This window comes from Rhodococcoides kroppenstedtii (assembly GCF_900111805.1).
Classification (GTDB): domain Bacteria; phylum Actinomycetota; class Actinomycetes; order Mycobacteriales; family Mycobacteriaceae; genus Rhodococcoides; species Rhodococcoides kroppenstedtii.
This window is the reverse complement of sequence record NZ_FOJN01000003.1, coordinates 88,287-102,645: the sequence shown is the minus strand read 5'-3', so window position 1 is coordinate 102,645 and position 14,359 is coordinate 88,287. Positions and strand designations below refer to the sequence as shown.

Genomic DNA, 14,359 nt, shown 5'->3' with positions numbered 1-14,359 from the left:
CCGGTCGCGGGGTCGATAAGCGAGGAGTGGGACATGTCGGTGACCGACAGGGTCGACCGCGACGAGGAACCGTCGGGTCTGAAGAAGGTGGTCGCCGCATCCATGGCGGGCACCGTGGTCGAGTGGTACGAGTTCTTCCTGTACGGCACGGCGGCGACGCTGGTTTTCAGCAAGATCATGTTCGCCGAGGGCACCAGTGAGCTCGACGCCATCCTGGCCGCGTTCGTCACCTACGCCGTCGGCTTCGTCGCCCGCCCGCTCGGTGGCATCGTCTTCGGCCACTTCGGCGACAAGTACGGCCGTAAGAAGCTGCTGCAGTTCTCACTGGTCCTGGTGGGCAGCGCGACGTTCCTCATGGGCTGCCTACCGACGTTCGACCAGATCGGCTACTGGGCCCCGGCGTTGCTGGTCGCGCTGCGGTTCATCCAGGGCTTCGCGGTCGGCGGTGAGTGGGGCGGTGCCGTGCTGCTCGTCGCCGAGCACAGCCCGAACGCGCGTCGTGGCTTCTGGGCCAGCTGGCCGCAGGCCGGCGTTCCCGGCGGCAACCTCCTCGCGACGATCGTGCTGCTGATCCTCACCACCACGCTGCCGGAGGACGACTTCCTGTCCTGGGGTTGGCGCATCGCCTTCTGGCTGTCGGCCGTGATCGTGTTCGTCGGCTACTACATCCGCACCAAGGTCACCGACGCCCCGATCTTCCTCGAGGCCCAGAAGCAGACCGAGATCATCAAGGCCGCGTCCTACGGCGTGTTCGAGGTGGTCAAGCGATACCCGCGCGGCGTCTTCACCGCGATGGGCCTGCGCTTCGGCGAGAACGTCATGTACTACCTGGTGGTCACCTTCTCCATCACCTACCTCAAGGTCGAGGTGGGAACGGACACCAGCACCATCCTGTGGTGGATGCTCGCCGCGCACGCGGTCCACTTCGCCGTCATCCCGATGGTCGGCCGGCTCGCCGACACGGTCGGACGTCGTCCGGTGTACCTGGTGGGGGCAATCACGACGGCGTCGTGGGGCTTCTTCGCCTTCCCGATGATGAACAGCGGCCACAACGTCGTCATCATGCTGGCCATCATCATCGGCCTGGTGTTCCACGCGTTCATGTACGCGACGCAGCCGGCGATCATGTCCGAGATGTTCCCGACGCGGATGCGCTATTCCGGTGTGTCCCTGGGCTATCAGGTGACCTCGATCGTCGCCGGGTCGCTCGCGCCGATCATCGCGGTCAAGCTGCTCGACGTCTACGGCTCGTCGGTGCCGATCGCCTGGTACCTCTTCGCGTCGGCGGCCATCACGTTCGTCGCGGTCGTCGTGGCGCGGGAGACGCGCGGTATCGCGCTCGAGTCCATCGACGTCGCCGACGCCAAGACCCTGGCCACCGAGGCCGAGTTGGCAAAGGTCGGGCTGAAGTAGGGCGAGCAGAGACGAAGGGCCGCACCGGAATCCCGTGCGGCCCTCGTTCTGTCTCGGGTGGTTCGGTCAGCCGTGGGTCTCGGCCGCGACCAGTTCCGGACGCGGCATGCCGGCCGTCTCGGCCATGAACTCCTCGAACACGCGGTGGAAGCGGTCCGGATAGTCCAGATGCGGAAAGTGCCCGGCGCGCGGGAAGATCTCGACGCGGCCGGTGGGGAGTTCCGCGCGGGCGTTGTCGGTGTGGGACAACGGGATGATGGTGTCCCGCTCGCCCCACACCAGCATGGCGTCGATGGTCGGGAAGCTCGCGAAGTGCGGTGTGGCGCTGATGGTCTGACCGTGGAAGCCGATCACGGACCGAGCCGTGGCGAGGAAGGCGCGGCGGGTCCCGCGGTCCTCGATGCTGCCGAACGCGTCCCACGCCTCCGCGGCGCTGGGACTCATCAGCGGCAGCCCCAGTTTGTCGAGGCCGCTCAGCGCGCGGTCGGTGATGCCGCGCAGCGCCCGGTTGGCCATGAACGGCAGCACCAGCTCGCTGCCGGGGAGCGTCGCCGCCCGCAGCAGGGGGCTGACCTCGGGACCGAGGCCGCCGCTGGCCACCAGGACCATCCGCTCCACCAGCTCGGGGAACAGATACAGCGTCTGCATCGCGATACCGCCGCCGAGCGAGTGCCCGACGAAGGTGGCCGACTCGATGTCGAGGGACCGCAGCAGATCACGCACGGTCGCGGCGTGCGCGCTGGGGGAGTAGTCACCGCTAGGCTTGTCCGATTCGCCGTGGCCGAGGAGATCCGGTGCGATCACGCGGTAGTTCTGCGACAGCGTCTCCACCTGGGGTGCCCAGTTGCGGTGGTTGCCGAGCAGACCGTGGATCAGTACCACCACGGGGCCGGTGCCCACGTCGAGATAGCGCAGCGCGTCACCGTGAACGACGAGCGTGTGCATCGTCGGATGTGCGGACTCGAATGCCGCCATGAGTGTCCCTCCGTCGAACTGTCCTCAGTGTGCCCCGGCGCCGCGGCGAGATCGGCATTCCGGCGTCACGAGAAGTCCGACATTCTGGGGGCGAGAGCGTCATCGATCACAAGGGGTTTGCGACGCGAACGAATGGTCACGACGAGGTCCTTGCAGGTCAGTGCGTCAGCACGATCTTCACGGCGATGACGACGGCGGCCACCAGCGCGAGAACGATGCCGGCGACCACGACGCGGAAGGACACCTCGCTTCCGCGCAACCGCGCCGCGACGACGGGGATGCCGGACACCCGCCGCGCGATCAGCCCTGCCAACAGGGCCTGCGCGAGCGCCGCGGAGACCAGGTCCGTGGTGGCCACCGCCAGCAGGGCGGCGGGCACCGCCGCGGACGATGCGATGGGGACGGAGTCGCGCAGTTCCTCGAGGACGTGACGGCGCTCGGCGCGGATCGCGCTCGCCGCAACCGTGTCCGCGAAGATGTGGGCGAGGAACGTCGAGACCCCGGTGCCCAGCACCAGGAGCGCGGCCGTACCGTCCTCGACGTAGCCCAGCGGGGACGCCGCGACCGCCGCCAGCACCAGCACGTTGCCGTACACGTAGGCGGACAGTCGACGCGACGCCCGCTCCGGCGACATCGTTCCCCCGTGCCGGGTGGTCAGGCGGTGACGGGCGGAGCGGACGAGGGACGGCAGCGGCATCGACGCATCGTGACAGGAGAGGGCGCGCATGGATCGGCACGTCGTTCGCGGAGTGCAGTGGCCGGGGCCGCGGCTCGCGCTCACGAACGTCGCCACGGGCGAGACGACCACGCGCGACGTCCTCGGCTCGCTCCGCTATCGCGCGGTCGACGACGCCGGAATCCTGTGGTGTATCGGGCGGCGGGACGAGGAGGGGCGGGCGAGCGCCTGTCCGCGCGGGAATCGGGCGTCGTCCGGCGTCCACTGTGCCGACTGCGCCGCCGCGGACCCCTACCGCTTCGTCCACATCGTCCATCGGCAGAACTTCCTGTCGAAGTCACTCGAACGCGTTGTGCTGCAACCGCACTGGCTGTACGTGGCCACGTTCGCCGGCGGCGAGACCAAGGTGGGGACCGCAGCGGACCCCCGCAAGAGCGCCCGGCTTCTCGAGCAGGGCGCACTGGTCGGACGGTACGTCGCCCGCGCCGTCGACGGCCGCGTGGTGCGCATCCTCGAGGACGCCACCACCGACGCGGCCGGGTTGCGACAAGCCGTCCGCGCGTCGGTCAAGGTCGCGGGACTCGCCCGGCCCATGGACCTCGCGGCTCTCGCGGCACTCGACGCCGCCAACGCCGACGCGGCGTCGTTCGCCCGGGAGGTGCTGGGGGAGCTGTCCGCCGATCCGTCCTCCGACGTGGCCGACGACACCTTCGCCGTCGTCGACGAACGGTGGGAGGCGCCGACGCGGGACGACGTGTTCGCCGGGCGACGGACGTCGTACCCCCTCGATCCGGGCGTCGGCACGCACGGACTCGACGTGCGCTGGGGCGTCGGGTCGGCGGTGGGCGGGGAGGTGGATACCGACCCCGGCACGATCTACGTCGCGGACCTGTCCCGGCTGCGGGGGCGCCGCATCGAGTTCGGTGAGTACGAGACCGTGCTGCCGGCGGTGCAGGAAGCGCTGTTCTGACGGTCGTTTTCGGGTGCGTCGGTCCGGGCACTCGACGGCCATGCCGATGTATCGAGTTCGTGACACCGCCACCGACGACGTGCTGGCCACCGCGGTCCACGAGGACGTCTCCACCGCAGAGGCATGGGCGGCCGTCGTGGTGAGCGACGCCGACCCTGCGCCGGTGACGTGGGTGCTGGAACGGGACCAGTAATGCGGCGAGGCCCCGCACGTGCTGTGCGGGGCCTCGACGTGGCGGAGGATAGGGGATTTGAACCCCTGAGGGCGTTAACCCAACCCGCGTTCCAGGCGAGCGCCATAGGCCACTAGGCGAATCCTCCGTGGATCACCATACCGGCGTCACCCCGTTCGGGGCGAATCGGTCCCGCGACCAGGGGGTTCGGTGCCGCAGCGGGAGTACGGCTAGACTCGTCGGCGGATCCCGCGCGGCGCGCATCCTGTGAACTCCCCCAGGGCCGGAAGGCAGCAAGGGTCAACGGGCTCTGCCGGGTGCGCGGGGTCCCCTTGATTTCTCCCGCGCGGTCAGCCCCTCGAAAGGCCCCTCTCGTCATGCCCACGACGCAACTCGGACTGATGAACCCCGACGAGTTGGCTGCGGAGCACGAGAAGCAGACCGAGGCGTACCGCGCGCTGCAGGCCCGTGGCCTCGCCCTCGACCTCACCCGCGGCAAGCCGTCGCCCGAGCAGCTGGACCTCGCGTCGGAGCTGCTCACGCTCCCGGGGGCGGATTTCCGCGACGGGTCCGGAACCGACTGCCGCAACTACGGCGGACTGCAGGGGCTGCCCGAGCTGCGGGCCATCTTCGGTGAGTTGCTGTCGATCCCCGTGGCCAACCTGGTGGCGGGCAACAACGCGAGCCTCGAGATCATGCACGACCTCGTGGTGTGGGCGCTGCTGCACGGGACCGTCGACTCGGTGCGGCCGTGGTCGCAGGAGCCCGTCGTGCGCTTCCTGTGCCCCAGTCCCGGCTACGACCGGCACTTCGCGATCACCGAGAGCGTCGGCATCGAGATGATCCCGGTGCGCATGAACCCCGACGGCCCCGACGTGGCCGAGGTGGAGCGGCTGCTGTCCGCCGATCCGCAGATCAAGGGCATGTGGTGCGTGCCCAACTACGCCAACCCCACCGGTGCCGTGTACTCCGACGAGGTCGTGCGGGCACTCGCCACGATGCCCGCGGCCGCCCCCGACTTCCGGCTGTTCTGGGACAACGCCTACGCCGTGCATCCGCTCGGTGAGGCCTTCCCCCCGGCGTACGACGTGCTGGGCATGGCCGACGAGGCCGGTCACCCCAACCGCCCGTACGTCTTCGCGTCGACGTCCAAGGTCACCTTCGCCGGCGCCGGCGTGAGCTTCCTGGGTGCCTCCACCGCGAACCTCGACTGGTACCTGTCGCACTTCGGCAAGAAGAGCATCGGCCCCGACAAGCTCAACCAGCTGCGCCACCTGCGCTTCTTCGGTGACGCCGACGGCGTGCGGGCACACATGGCGAAGCACCGGGAGATCCTCGCGCCGAAGTTCGCGCTGGTGCAGGAGATTCTCGAAGACCGGCTCGGTGCGTCGAAGGTCGCGTCCTGGACAGAGCCCACCGGCGGGTACTTCGTCAGCCTCGACGTGCTCGAGGGCACCGCCGCCCGCACCATCGCCCTGGCCAAGGATGCGGGCATCGCCCTCACCGCCGCCGGCTCCGCCTTCCCGTACAAGCAGGATCCCGAGGACAAGAACATCCGCCTCGCCCCCAGCTTCCCCTCCACCGACGAGCTCGCCGCCGCCATGGACGGGGTGGCGACCTGCGTGCTGCTCGCCGCGACGGAGAAGTTGCGGGGGTAGGTCGCCGGGGGTTGCTGGGCTGCGCACCCGGACCTACGCAGGTTCTGGTCAAGTGCGCGGGTTGAAACCGTTGAGGGTGGCGGGAACCTGAGCAGGTGGTGGTCGCGGGGTTGCTGCGCAGGTTCTGGTCAAGTGCGCGGGTTGCAACCAGTGAGGGTGGCGGGAACCTGAGCAGGTGCACCCGGTCGGTGGGTGTGGACAACTCCGAGCCCTGTGGATGACGGTCTTGCCGCCGTCTGTCGGCCCGTCATGCTGCCGTGGTGACTGCACAGCCCGAGTTTCGCTCGACCGAGAACGATCCGTTGCTGACCCGACGCGCTTTGCTCCGCCGCGGGGTGACGGACACGGAGATCAGAACGGCCAGGCGGAGCGGCACCATCGTTCCTGTCCGGCGGGGGTGCTTCGCGGAGACGGCGCAGATCACGGCGTCCAGCCCGGAAGAGCGACACCTCCTCATGGCTCGTGCTGCACTCGACGCAGCCTCGTCGAACCTGGTTCTGAGTCACGAGTCGGCCGCCCTCGCCTGGGGATTCGATCTCTGGCGGGGTGCGCCCGAGCTGGTGCATCTCACCACCGATCGACCGACGGGCGGACGAATCGACCGCACGCGACACGTGCACGCCCACCGGCTCGACGCGGAGGACGTCACAGAACGGCACGGGCTCCCGATCACCACGGCGGCGCGCACCGTCGCCGACCTCGCGTGCGCCCTACCGTTCGACGAGGCGGTCTGTGTCGGGGACTCGGCACTGCGCTCGCGGGCCGTCACCTCCGAACTCCTTGCGGCGGCACTCGCGCGGTGCGGTCGTCGTCGGGGAACCGCGAAGGCACGACGGGTTCTGCCGTTCGTCGACGGCCGCAGCGAGAGTATCGGTGAATCGCGCAGCCGGGCCTACTTCGACCGGTTCGACGTCCCGGCCCCGGACCTGCAGGTCGAGATCGTGGTCGACGGGAAGACCTTCCGCGTCGACTTCTTGTGGGACGGGGTCGTGGGTGAGTTCGACGGGCTGAGCAAGTACGCCGGCGACCAGGGTGGTGACGCCGTGGTCCGCGAGAAGCTGCGTGAAGACGCGCTCCGGGCCGCGGGATACGTGGTGATCCGCTGGACCTGGGCGGACCTCGCGGACGGCCGACTCGCGCGTCGAGTGCTCGCGGCCGTGGCGGCTCGTTGACCGGTTGCCGCACACCCGCGCAGGTTCTGGTCAGGTGCGCGGGTTGTAACCGGTGAGGGTGGCGGGAACCTGAGCGGGTGGGGGTGGACGAGCACCTGCGCAGGTTCCGGTCAGGTGCGCGGGTTGCAACCGGTGAGGGTGGCGGGAACCTGAGCGGGTGGGGGTGGACGAGCACCTGCGCAGGTTCCGGTCAGGTGCGCGGGTTGCAACCGGTGAGGGTGGCGGACACCTGAGCGGGTGAGGGTGGTCGGTCACCTGCGCAGGTTCTGGTTACCTGCACGGGTCCCAACCAGTGAGCGTGGCGCGGGAACCCGAGCGCGCGACTGCCCCGTGCCACACTGGACCCATGGCCAGGACCCTCCATCTGGTCGGCGACCCGGACGCCGACGCACTGCTTGCCTCCGACCCGCTCGCCCTGCTCATCGGGATGTTGCTCGACCAGCAGGTGCCGATGGAGTCGGCGTTCGCGGGGCCGAAGAAGCTGGTCGATCGGATCGGGTCGCTCGACGTGCACACGATCGCCGAGATGCCCGAGGAGACGTTCCTCGAGTACTGCAGCACCACGCCGGCGGTGCATCGTTTTCCCGGTTCGATGGGCAAGCGTATCCAGGCGCTGTGCGCGTACATCGTCGACGAGTGGGGCGGGCGCGCCGACGCCATCTGGACCGACGGCGAGCCGAACGGCAAGGAAGTCCTGAAGCGACTGAAGGCGCTGCCCGGATACGGCGACCAGAAGGCCCGGATCTTCCTCGCGTTGCTGGGCAAGCAGATGGGTGTGGACCCGCCCGGGTGGCGGGAGGCCGCCGGTGCCTACGGCGAGGACGGGTCGAGGCGGTCGATCGCCGACGTGGTCGACGCGGAGTCGCTCGGGCAGGTCCGCGAGTTCAAGAAGGCAGCGAAGAAGGCGGCCAAGGAGAGCGCCGGCTCGTAGATTCTCGACTGTCGGACGACGTCGGTAGTCTCCTCGACGTGGCCTTGTACCGGAAGTACCGTCCAGCGTCGTTCGCGGAAGTGGTGGGCCAGGAGCACGTCACCGAGCCGCTGTCCGTCGCCCTGGATTCCGGCCGCATCAATCACGCCTACCTGTTCTCCGGCCCGCGCGGGTGCGGCAAGACGTCGTCGGCGCGCATCCTGGCTCGCTCGCTCAACTGCGTCCAGGGCCCGACGTCGACGCCGTGTGGTGTCTGCCCTTCGTGCGTGGCCCTGGCGCCCGGTGGTCCCGGCAACCTCGATGTGATCGAGCTCGACGCCGCCAGCCACGGCGGTGTCGACGACACACGAGAGCTTCGGGATCGGGCGTTCTACGCCCCGGCCGAGTCGCGCTACCGCGTGTTCATCGTGGACGAGGCGCACATGGTCACCACGGCCGGATTCAACGCGCTGCTCAAGATCGTCGAGGAGCCGCCGGAGCATCTGATCTTCGTGTTCGCCACCACGGAGCCGGAGAAGGTGCTGCCGACCATCCGCAGTCGGACGCACCACTATCCGTTCCGGTTGCTCCCGCCCGTCGCGATGCGCGGGTTGATGGAACGTATCTGCGCCGAAGAGAACGTGACGGTCCAGGATGCGGTGTATCCGTTGGTCATTCGGGCCGGTGGGGGGTCGCCGCGTGACACGCTCAGCGTGCTCGACCAGCTGCTCGCCGGCGCGGGGGACGAGGGTGTCCAGTATTCCCGGGCGCTGATGCTCCTCGGAGTCACCGATGTCGCGCTGATCGACGAAGCGGTCGACGCCCTGGCCGCGCAGGACGGTGCCGCGCTGTTCGGAACGGTGGAAAAGGTCATGGACGCGGGTCACGATCCGCGCCGCTTCGCCGTCGACCTCCTGGACCGCTTCCGCGATCTGATCCTCATGCGCGCGGTGCCCGACGCCGGGGAGCGCGGTCTCGTCGACGCCCCCGCCGACATGATCGAGCGCATGAGGGACGAGGCCGAGCGCATCGGGCCGGCAACCCTGGCGCGCTACGCCGAGACGGTGCACGCCGGGCTGGGTGAGATGCGTGGCGCCACGGCGCCGAGGTTGCTGCTCGAGGTCATGTGCGCACGCATGCTGTTGCCGGCGGCGTCGGACGCGGAAAGCGCTGTGCTGCAACGTATCGAACGCTTGGAACGACGTCTCGACGTCAGCCTCCCGGCCGGTGAGCAGGCTGCGGTGGACGCCGAGCACCGGCAGGACCGCGCCGCCGCCGAGCGTTCCGACACCCCGCGCACCGCTGCGCCCGCGGAAACGCAGGCCGCACCGCGGTTCGTCCGACCGTCCGAGCGCGCCGCCGCCGCACCACCCGCCCCGGAACCGGCGCGCCCGGAGCCGCAGCGCCCCGAGCCGCCGCGCCAGGAACGTCCGGTCGAGCAGCCGCCTGCCCCGGCATCCCCCGCCCCGGCACCCCCGCGCCAGGAACACCCTGCCCCGGAACCTCCGCGCCGGGAGCAGCCCACTCCGCAGCCCGCGGCGCCGGAACCAGCGGCGCCCGAACCCGCAGCGCAGGAACCGCCGCGCCCGGAACCGACCCCGGAACCCACCCCCGAGCCGCAACCTCATGCCGCCCCCGAGTACGCACCCGAGCCCACCCCGGAACCCCAGCCGGAACCGGAACCCGTTGCGGCGACCGGCCCGGACGCCGCCGACATCCGCGCGGTGTGGTCGGAGGTCCGCAGCAAGGTGCGGGAGCGAAGCCGGACGGTCGAGGTGATGCTGTCCGGCGCCACCGTCCGGGCGGTCAACGACGGCACCCTCGTGCTCGCCCACGACTCCGCCCCGCTGGCGAAGCGGTTGGTCGAGCCGAGGAACGCCGCGGTCATCGTCGACGCGTTGCGTGACGTGTTCGGGGTCGAGTGGACGGTGCAGTGCGAGGTGGGCGGTGCTGCTGCCGCCCCCACGCCCTCCGCGGCACCCGCAGCGGCGCCGAAGGAGCGTCCGGCGCCGCCTCGGTTCTCGCGCCCGTCCCGGTCGACGCCGCCGCCCACGCAGTCGAACGGATCCCCGGACGGCCGCGACGGGTCGGACGACATCCCGCCGCCCCCCGAGGAGCCGGACTATCCGGATCCGGGGTACGACTCCTACGACGGCCCTCCGCCTCCGGAAAGTCCGGAGGAGCAGGAGGAGATGATGGAGCAGGCGAAGGAGCCGGTCGATCCCGCGACGCGTCGGGACCCCGACGAGGTGGCCCTCGAACTGCTCCAGACCGAGCTCGGCGCGACGCCGATCAAGGAGGTCTAGAGTCCGGCCTCGGCGGCGGCGATCGCGGCCTGCACGCGTGATTCCAGTCCGAGTTTGGCCAGTACGCGCGACACGTGGGTCTTCACCGTGGCCTCGCTGACCTGTAGCGACGTCGACAATTCGTGGTTGGACAGTCCCCGGCCCAGCAGGTGGAGCACGTCGCGTTCGCGGGGCGTGAGGTCGTCGTACCCGACCGGTGCTGTCGTCGTACGGGGACTGGCGACGAACCGTTCGATCACCGCCCGCGTGGCGCCGGGACCCAGCGCGCCGTCCCCGGCCGCGACGCTGCGCACGGCGCCGACCAACTCGTCGGCCGACGCCGTCTTGAGCAGGAACCCCGAGGCGCCGGCGTGCAGGGCGGCGAAGACGTAGTCGTCCACATCGAACGTGGTGAGTACCAGGACTCGACTCGCCGTCGTCTCGACGATGTGCCTGGTCGCCTCGATGCCGTCCATCCCTGGCATCCGAATGTCCATGAGCACCACGTCGGGGCGATGCGTCCGCACCACCGTGACGGCCGACGCGCCGTTCTCGGCTTCGGCGACCACGTCGATGTCGTCGTGCCCGCCCAGCAGCATGCGGAGGCCGGCGCGGATCGCGGCGTGGTCGTCCGCCAGCACCACCGTGATCACGAGGCCGACCCCACCGGGAGGCGCGCTCGGACAACCCAGTCCGGGCCGCACGGACCGGCGGTGCAGTCGCCGCCGAGCAGTTGCGCGCGGTGCCTCATGTTCGCGAGCCCGCGGCCGACCCGCCGGGTCTCGCCGACGTCCGCCCCGACGTCGTTGCGGACGACCAGGTGCAGCTCGGTGCCCGTGCGGTCCGCGGTGACGTCGATGGGCCGACGGGCCGCGTGCTTCATCGCGTTGACCACGGCTTCGTGGGCGATCCGGTACGCCGCGTGGTCGACGACGGTGGGCAGATCGCCGACGTCGAGGGCGACCGAGACGTCGGTGCCGGTCGCACGGGCGGCGTCGACGACGACGTGCAGGTCCGCCAACCGGGGCGGGGCGACGGCGGGGTCGGCGGCGTCGGCGTGGAGGACGTCGATCATGGCGCGCATCTCGGTCAGCGCGGCGGTGCTGCCGGTGCGGATCGCGATCAGTGATTCCCGTACGGCCGGGTCGAGGTCGCGGGACAGCGCCGCCGTGGAGTGGATGGCGATCGACGACAGATGTCCGGCGATGACGTCGTGCAGGTCGCGGGCCATGGCGTTGCGCTCCTCGGCGACGGCGGCCTCGCGGTCACGCTCCGCCAGGATGCGGTGGGCCCGCACCCGTTCGCGTTCGATACCGGTCAGTTCCACCTGCCGCCTGATGGCCAGGCCCCACCAGAGGGAAGTCCCGAAGAACAGGGCGCTCACCACGAGCGCGCCCGCGGCGGGTCGGATGTCGTGCTCCACCGCCAGCACGACGCCCGCCAGGACGACGACGCCGATGCCGGTCGCATAGCCGGCTGCTCGACCCACTCGCGGCGACCCGTGTCGGACGGCGGCGTAGAGCAGGTCGGCGAGGACGATCCACACGGGAACCGACGGGCCGAGGACGAGATCGACGGCGAAGAGCAGGGTTCCGAGGGCGAGGGCCGTTCCCGGTCGGGTGCGACGCGCGCACCCGACGAGGCAGAGGGCGGCGAGCAGCGAGAGGCGAACGCCCAGCGGAACGTCGGCGCGGCCGGTGCCGAGGGAGAACAGCCCCGAGAGGTACAGGACCGCCCCGACCGCGAAGAGGCCGCCGGCGATGGCGACGTCGAGCGGGATCCGTCGGGGGCTCACCGGCCCATCACAGCACGTCCGCGACCGCAGGTCGTCACTCCTTCGGATGACCACGGAGTGACTCCGACGACCGATGCCGACGGAGGCTCGGCGCAGCAGTCTGACCGGCATGACGCAGTGGTGGAAGGTTCTCGGCTCGGCGGCGCTGATCGTGGTGGGTGTCTGCCTGTGGGTGTTCGCTCGGGACACGGAGTTCCTGTGGTTCCGCGGCGGGCCGCTCGGGGTGGTGCTCGTCGCCGTGGGTGTGGTCGACCTGGTGGGCTCGCTGTGGTCCCGTGATCGGCGGCGCGTCGAATGACCGCGACCCTGCTGGCTGCGCTCGCCGGTCTGGCGCTCGTCGACAGCACGTCCCTCGGGACGCTCGTGGTGCCGTTGTGGTTCCTGCTGGCGCCGGGCCGACCGCGGGTCGGACGCCTCGCCGGGTATCTGGCCGTGCTGGCGTCGTTCTACGCCGTGGTGGGCATGGCGTTGTGGTCGCTGGCCCGGCTCGGGGTGACCGTGGCGTCCGGGTGGGTCGATCACCCGGCCGTCCGCGGGGCGCAGCTGGTGCTGGGTCTCGCCCTGTTCGCCTGGAGCTTCCGGTTCGACTCGCGACGCGGGTCGAACGACGTGGCGCGGTGGCGCGAGCGGGTGACGACGTCGGGGGCCGGCGTCGTCGGGCTCGCGCTGGTGGCCGGTCTGTCCGAGCTGGCGACGATGCTGCCGTATCTCGGCGCGATCGGGCTGCTGGTGTCCGCGGGGGTCTCGGCGCCGACGGCGGCGGTGACCCTGGTGGCGTACTGCCTGGTCATGATCGCGCCGGCCGCGGCGATCACGGGTGCGCGGCTGGCCGTCGGGCAGCGGTTGGACGGCCCGCTCACCCGGATCGATCGCGTCCTCTCGGCACGGGCCGACACCGTGGTCGGCTGGGTCGTCGGGATCGTCGGGTTCGTTCTCGCGGCGTCGGCGGCGAACGCACTGTTCTTCTCCTGACCGCGCGGTCACATCTCGTGCTCGTTTCGGACCTGTCGAGCGCGCGCCCGCGCGCCTAGTGTGACCATCGTCGAGGTCTGTACCTCGTGGGCGCCGACGCGCTGCGTCGACGCGCCCGATCCACTTCTCGGAAGGAACTGCGCGCAGTGACCACAGAGGCATACATCTACGAGGCGATCCGGACACCGCGAGGGAAGGGCAAGGGCGGCGCGCTGCACTCCGTCAAGCCGATCTCGCTGGTCACCGGCCTGATCGACGAGCTTCGTCGTCGATTTCCCGACATGGACGAGGACCGCATCTCCGATCTGATCCTCGGTGTCGTCTCCCCGGTGGGGGACCAGGGCGCGGACATCGCCCGCACGGCCGTGCTGGCCGCGAAGATGCCCGACACCGTCGGCGGCTTCCAGCTCAACCGCTTCTGCGCCTCCGGCCTCGAGGCCGTGAACCTGGCCGCGCAGAAGGTGCGTTCGGGCTGGGACGAGCTGGTGATCGCGGGCGGCGTCGAGTCGATGTCCCGCGTGCCGATGGGCTCCGACGGCGGCGCGTGGGCGATGGACCCGCAGACCGCGTACGACACGTACTTCGTGCCCCAGGGCATCGGCGCCGACCTCATCGCGACCATCGAGGGATTCACGCGTGACGACGTCGACGCGTACGCCGTGCAGTCGCAGGAACGCGCTGCGGCGGCGTGGTCGGGTGGCTTTTTCACCAAGTCGGTCGTCCCGGTGACGGACCAGAACGGCCTGGTGATTCTCGACAACGACGAGCACATGCGCCCCGGCACGACGCCGGAGTCGCTCGGCAAGCTCAAGCCGGCCTTCGAGGGCGTCGCCGCGATGGGCGGTTTCGACGACGTGGCGCTCCAGAAGTACCACTGGGTCGAGAAGATCCATCACGTGCACACCGGCGGCAACTCGTCGGGCATCGTCGACGGCGCCGCTCTGGTGGTCGTCGGCAGCGAGGACGCCGGCAAGTCGATGGGGATGACGCCGCGCGCCCGCGTGGTCGCGACGGCCACGTCGGGTGCCGACACCACCATCATGCTGACCGGGCCGACGCCCGCGTCGAAGAAGGTGCTGGCCGCGGCCGGGCTGACGGTCGACGACATCGACCTGTTCGAGCTGAACGAGGCCTTCGCCTCCGTGGTGCTGCGTTACCAGAAGGATCTGAAGATCCCCGGCGAGAAGCTGAACGTCAACGGTGGCGCCATCGCGATGGGCCATCCCCTCGGTGCCACCGGCGCCATGATCACCGGCACCGTGCTCGACGAGCTCGAGCGTCGGAACGGCCGCTACGCACTGATCACCCTGTGCATCGGCGGCGGCATGGGCGTGGCCACCATCATCGAGCGAGTTTGAGGA

General features: G+C 70.3%; 14 protein-coding genes, 1 tRNA gene and 1 other RNA gene. 11 read left to right on the top strand and 5 right to left on the bottom strand.

The window, feature by feature from the left end; genetic code table 11:
* Positions 1-33: 33 nt before the first annotated feature.
* Positions 34-1,413 carry an MFS transporter gene (locus BMZ18_RS04645; protein WP_068364298.1) on the top strand — a complete coding sequence of 460 codons (1,380 nt, stop codon included), beginning with the start codon at positions 34-36 and terminating at the stop codon, positions 1,411-1,413.
* A 66-nt stretch (positions 1,414-1,479) separates the two neighbouring features.
* Here the strand turns inward: BMZ18_RS04645 and BMZ18_RS04640 are convergent, their stop codons facing one another.
* Both BMZ18_RS04640 and BMZ18_RS04635 read right to left on the bottom strand, forming a co-directional pair.
* Positions 1,480-2,388: an alpha/beta fold hydrolase gene (locus BMZ18_RS04640; RefSeq protein WP_244516413.1), complete on the bottom strand. Its 909-nt coding sequence runs from the start codon at positions 2,386-2,388 to the stop codon at positions 1,480-1,482.
* 157 nt (positions 2,389-2,545) lie between these two features.
* Positions 2,546-3,085 carry a hypothetical protein gene (locus BMZ18_RS04635; protein ID WP_068364301.1) on the bottom strand — a complete coding sequence of 180 codons (540 nt, stop codon included), beginning with the start codon at positions 3,083-3,085 and terminating at the stop codon, positions 2,546-2,548.
* 28 nt (positions 3,086-3,113) lie between these two features.
* Here BMZ18_RS04635 and BMZ18_RS04630 point away from each other — a divergent pair, with 28 nt between their 5' ends.
* Positions 3,114-4,034: a DUF2797 domain-containing protein gene (locus tag BMZ18_RS04630; RefSeq protein ID WP_082895095.1), complete on the top strand. Its 921-nt coding sequence runs from the start codon at positions 3,114-3,116 to the stop codon at positions 4,032-4,034.
* Between the two features lie 46 nt (positions 4,035-4,080).
* Positions 4,081-4,227 (top strand): hypothetical protein, encoded by a 147-nt coding sequence (locus BMZ18_RS19620; protein ID WP_156511634.1) that lies wholly within the window; start codon positions 4,081-4,083, stop codon positions 4,225-4,227.
* 39 nt (positions 4,228-4,266) lie between these two features.
* Here BMZ18_RS19620 and BMZ18_RS04625 read toward each other — a convergent pair.
* Positions 4,267-4,354, bottom strand: a tRNA-Ser gene (locus BMZ18_RS04625).
* A gap of 93 nt (positions 4,355-4,447) precedes the next feature.
* Between BMZ18_RS04625 and ffs the strand changes: the two genes are divergently transcribed.
* The 5 genes from ffs (at position 4,448) to BMZ18_RS04600 (ending at position 10,252) form a co-directional block, all read left to right on the top strand.
* An RNA gene (gene ffs / locus BMZ18_RS04620) (signal recognition particle sRNA small type) lies at positions 4,448-4,542 on the top strand.
* A gap of 41 nt (positions 4,543-4,583) precedes the next feature.
* Positions 4,584-5,864 carry an aspartate aminotransferase type Ic gene (locus BMZ18_RS04615; protein ID WP_068104121.1) on the top strand — a complete coding sequence of 427 codons (1,281 nt, stop codon included), beginning with the start codon at positions 4,584-4,586 and terminating at the stop codon, positions 5,862-5,864.
* Positions 5,865-6,319: 455 nt separating this feature from the next.
* The gene (locus BMZ18_RS04610) at positions 6,320-7,036 is read left to right on the top strand and encodes a hypothetical protein (protein WP_170851451.1); all 717 of its coding nucleotides are present in this window, start codon (positions 6,320-6,322) and stop codon (positions 7,034-7,036) included.
* 346 nt (positions 7,037-7,382) lie between these two features.
* Positions 7,383-7,967: an HhH-GPD-type base excision DNA repair protein gene (locus BMZ18_RS04605; RefSeq protein WP_068364290.1), complete on the top strand. Its 585-nt coding sequence runs from the start codon at positions 7,383-7,385 to the stop codon at positions 7,965-7,967.
* Positions 7,968-8,005: 38 nt separating this feature from the next.
* Positions 8,006-10,252 (top strand): DNA polymerase III subunits gamma/tau, encoded by a 2,247-nt coding sequence (locus tag BMZ18_RS04600; protein ID WP_074921803.1) that lies wholly within the window; start codon positions 8,006-8,008, stop codon positions 10,250-10,252.
* On the opposite strand, the gene BMZ18_RS04595 is transcribed toward BMZ18_RS04600, so the two are convergent.
* Together BMZ18_RS04595 and BMZ18_RS04590 are read right to left on the bottom strand one after the other, a co-directional pair.
* Positions 10,249-10,884: a response regulator gene (locus BMZ18_RS04595; RefSeq protein ID WP_068363910.1), complete on the bottom strand. Its 636-nt coding sequence runs from the start codon at positions 10,882-10,884 to the stop codon at positions 10,249-10,251. The two genes, BMZ18_RS04600 and BMZ18_RS04595, sit on opposite strands and share 4 nt — an antisense overlap.
* Positions 10,881-12,026, bottom strand: coding sequence for a sensor histidine kinase (locus BMZ18_RS04590; protein WP_068363913.1), 1,146 nt, complete (start codon positions 12,024-12,026; stop codon positions 10,881-10,883). Before BMZ18_RS04590 ends, BMZ18_RS04595 begins: the two co-directional genes overlap by 4 nt.
* A gap of 109 nt (positions 12,027-12,135) precedes the next feature.
* On the opposite strand from BMZ18_RS04590, the gene BMZ18_RS04585 reads away from it, so the two are divergent.
* The 3 genes from BMZ18_RS04585 (at position 12,136) to BMZ18_RS04575 (ending at position 14,356) form a co-directional block, all read left to right on the top strand.
* On the top strand, positions 12,136-12,324 hold the full coding sequence (locus tag BMZ18_RS04585) for a hypothetical protein (protein ID WP_068363951.1): 189 nt from the start codon (positions 12,136-12,138) through the stop codon (positions 12,322-12,324).
* Entirely contained in the window at positions 12,321-12,998 is a 678-nt protein-coding gene (locus tag BMZ18_RS04580; protein ID WP_068363916.1) for a GAP family protein, read from the top strand. Before BMZ18_RS04585 ends, BMZ18_RS04580 begins: the two co-directional genes overlap by 4 nt.
* Before the next feature lie 146 nt (positions 12,999-13,144).
* Positions 13,145-14,356, top strand: coding sequence for an acetyl-CoA C-acetyltransferase (locus BMZ18_RS04575; protein ID WP_068363954.1), 1,212 nt, complete (start codon positions 13,145-13,147; stop codon positions 14,354-14,356).
* The last annotated feature ends 3 nt before the right edge of the window (positions 14,357-14,359 follow it).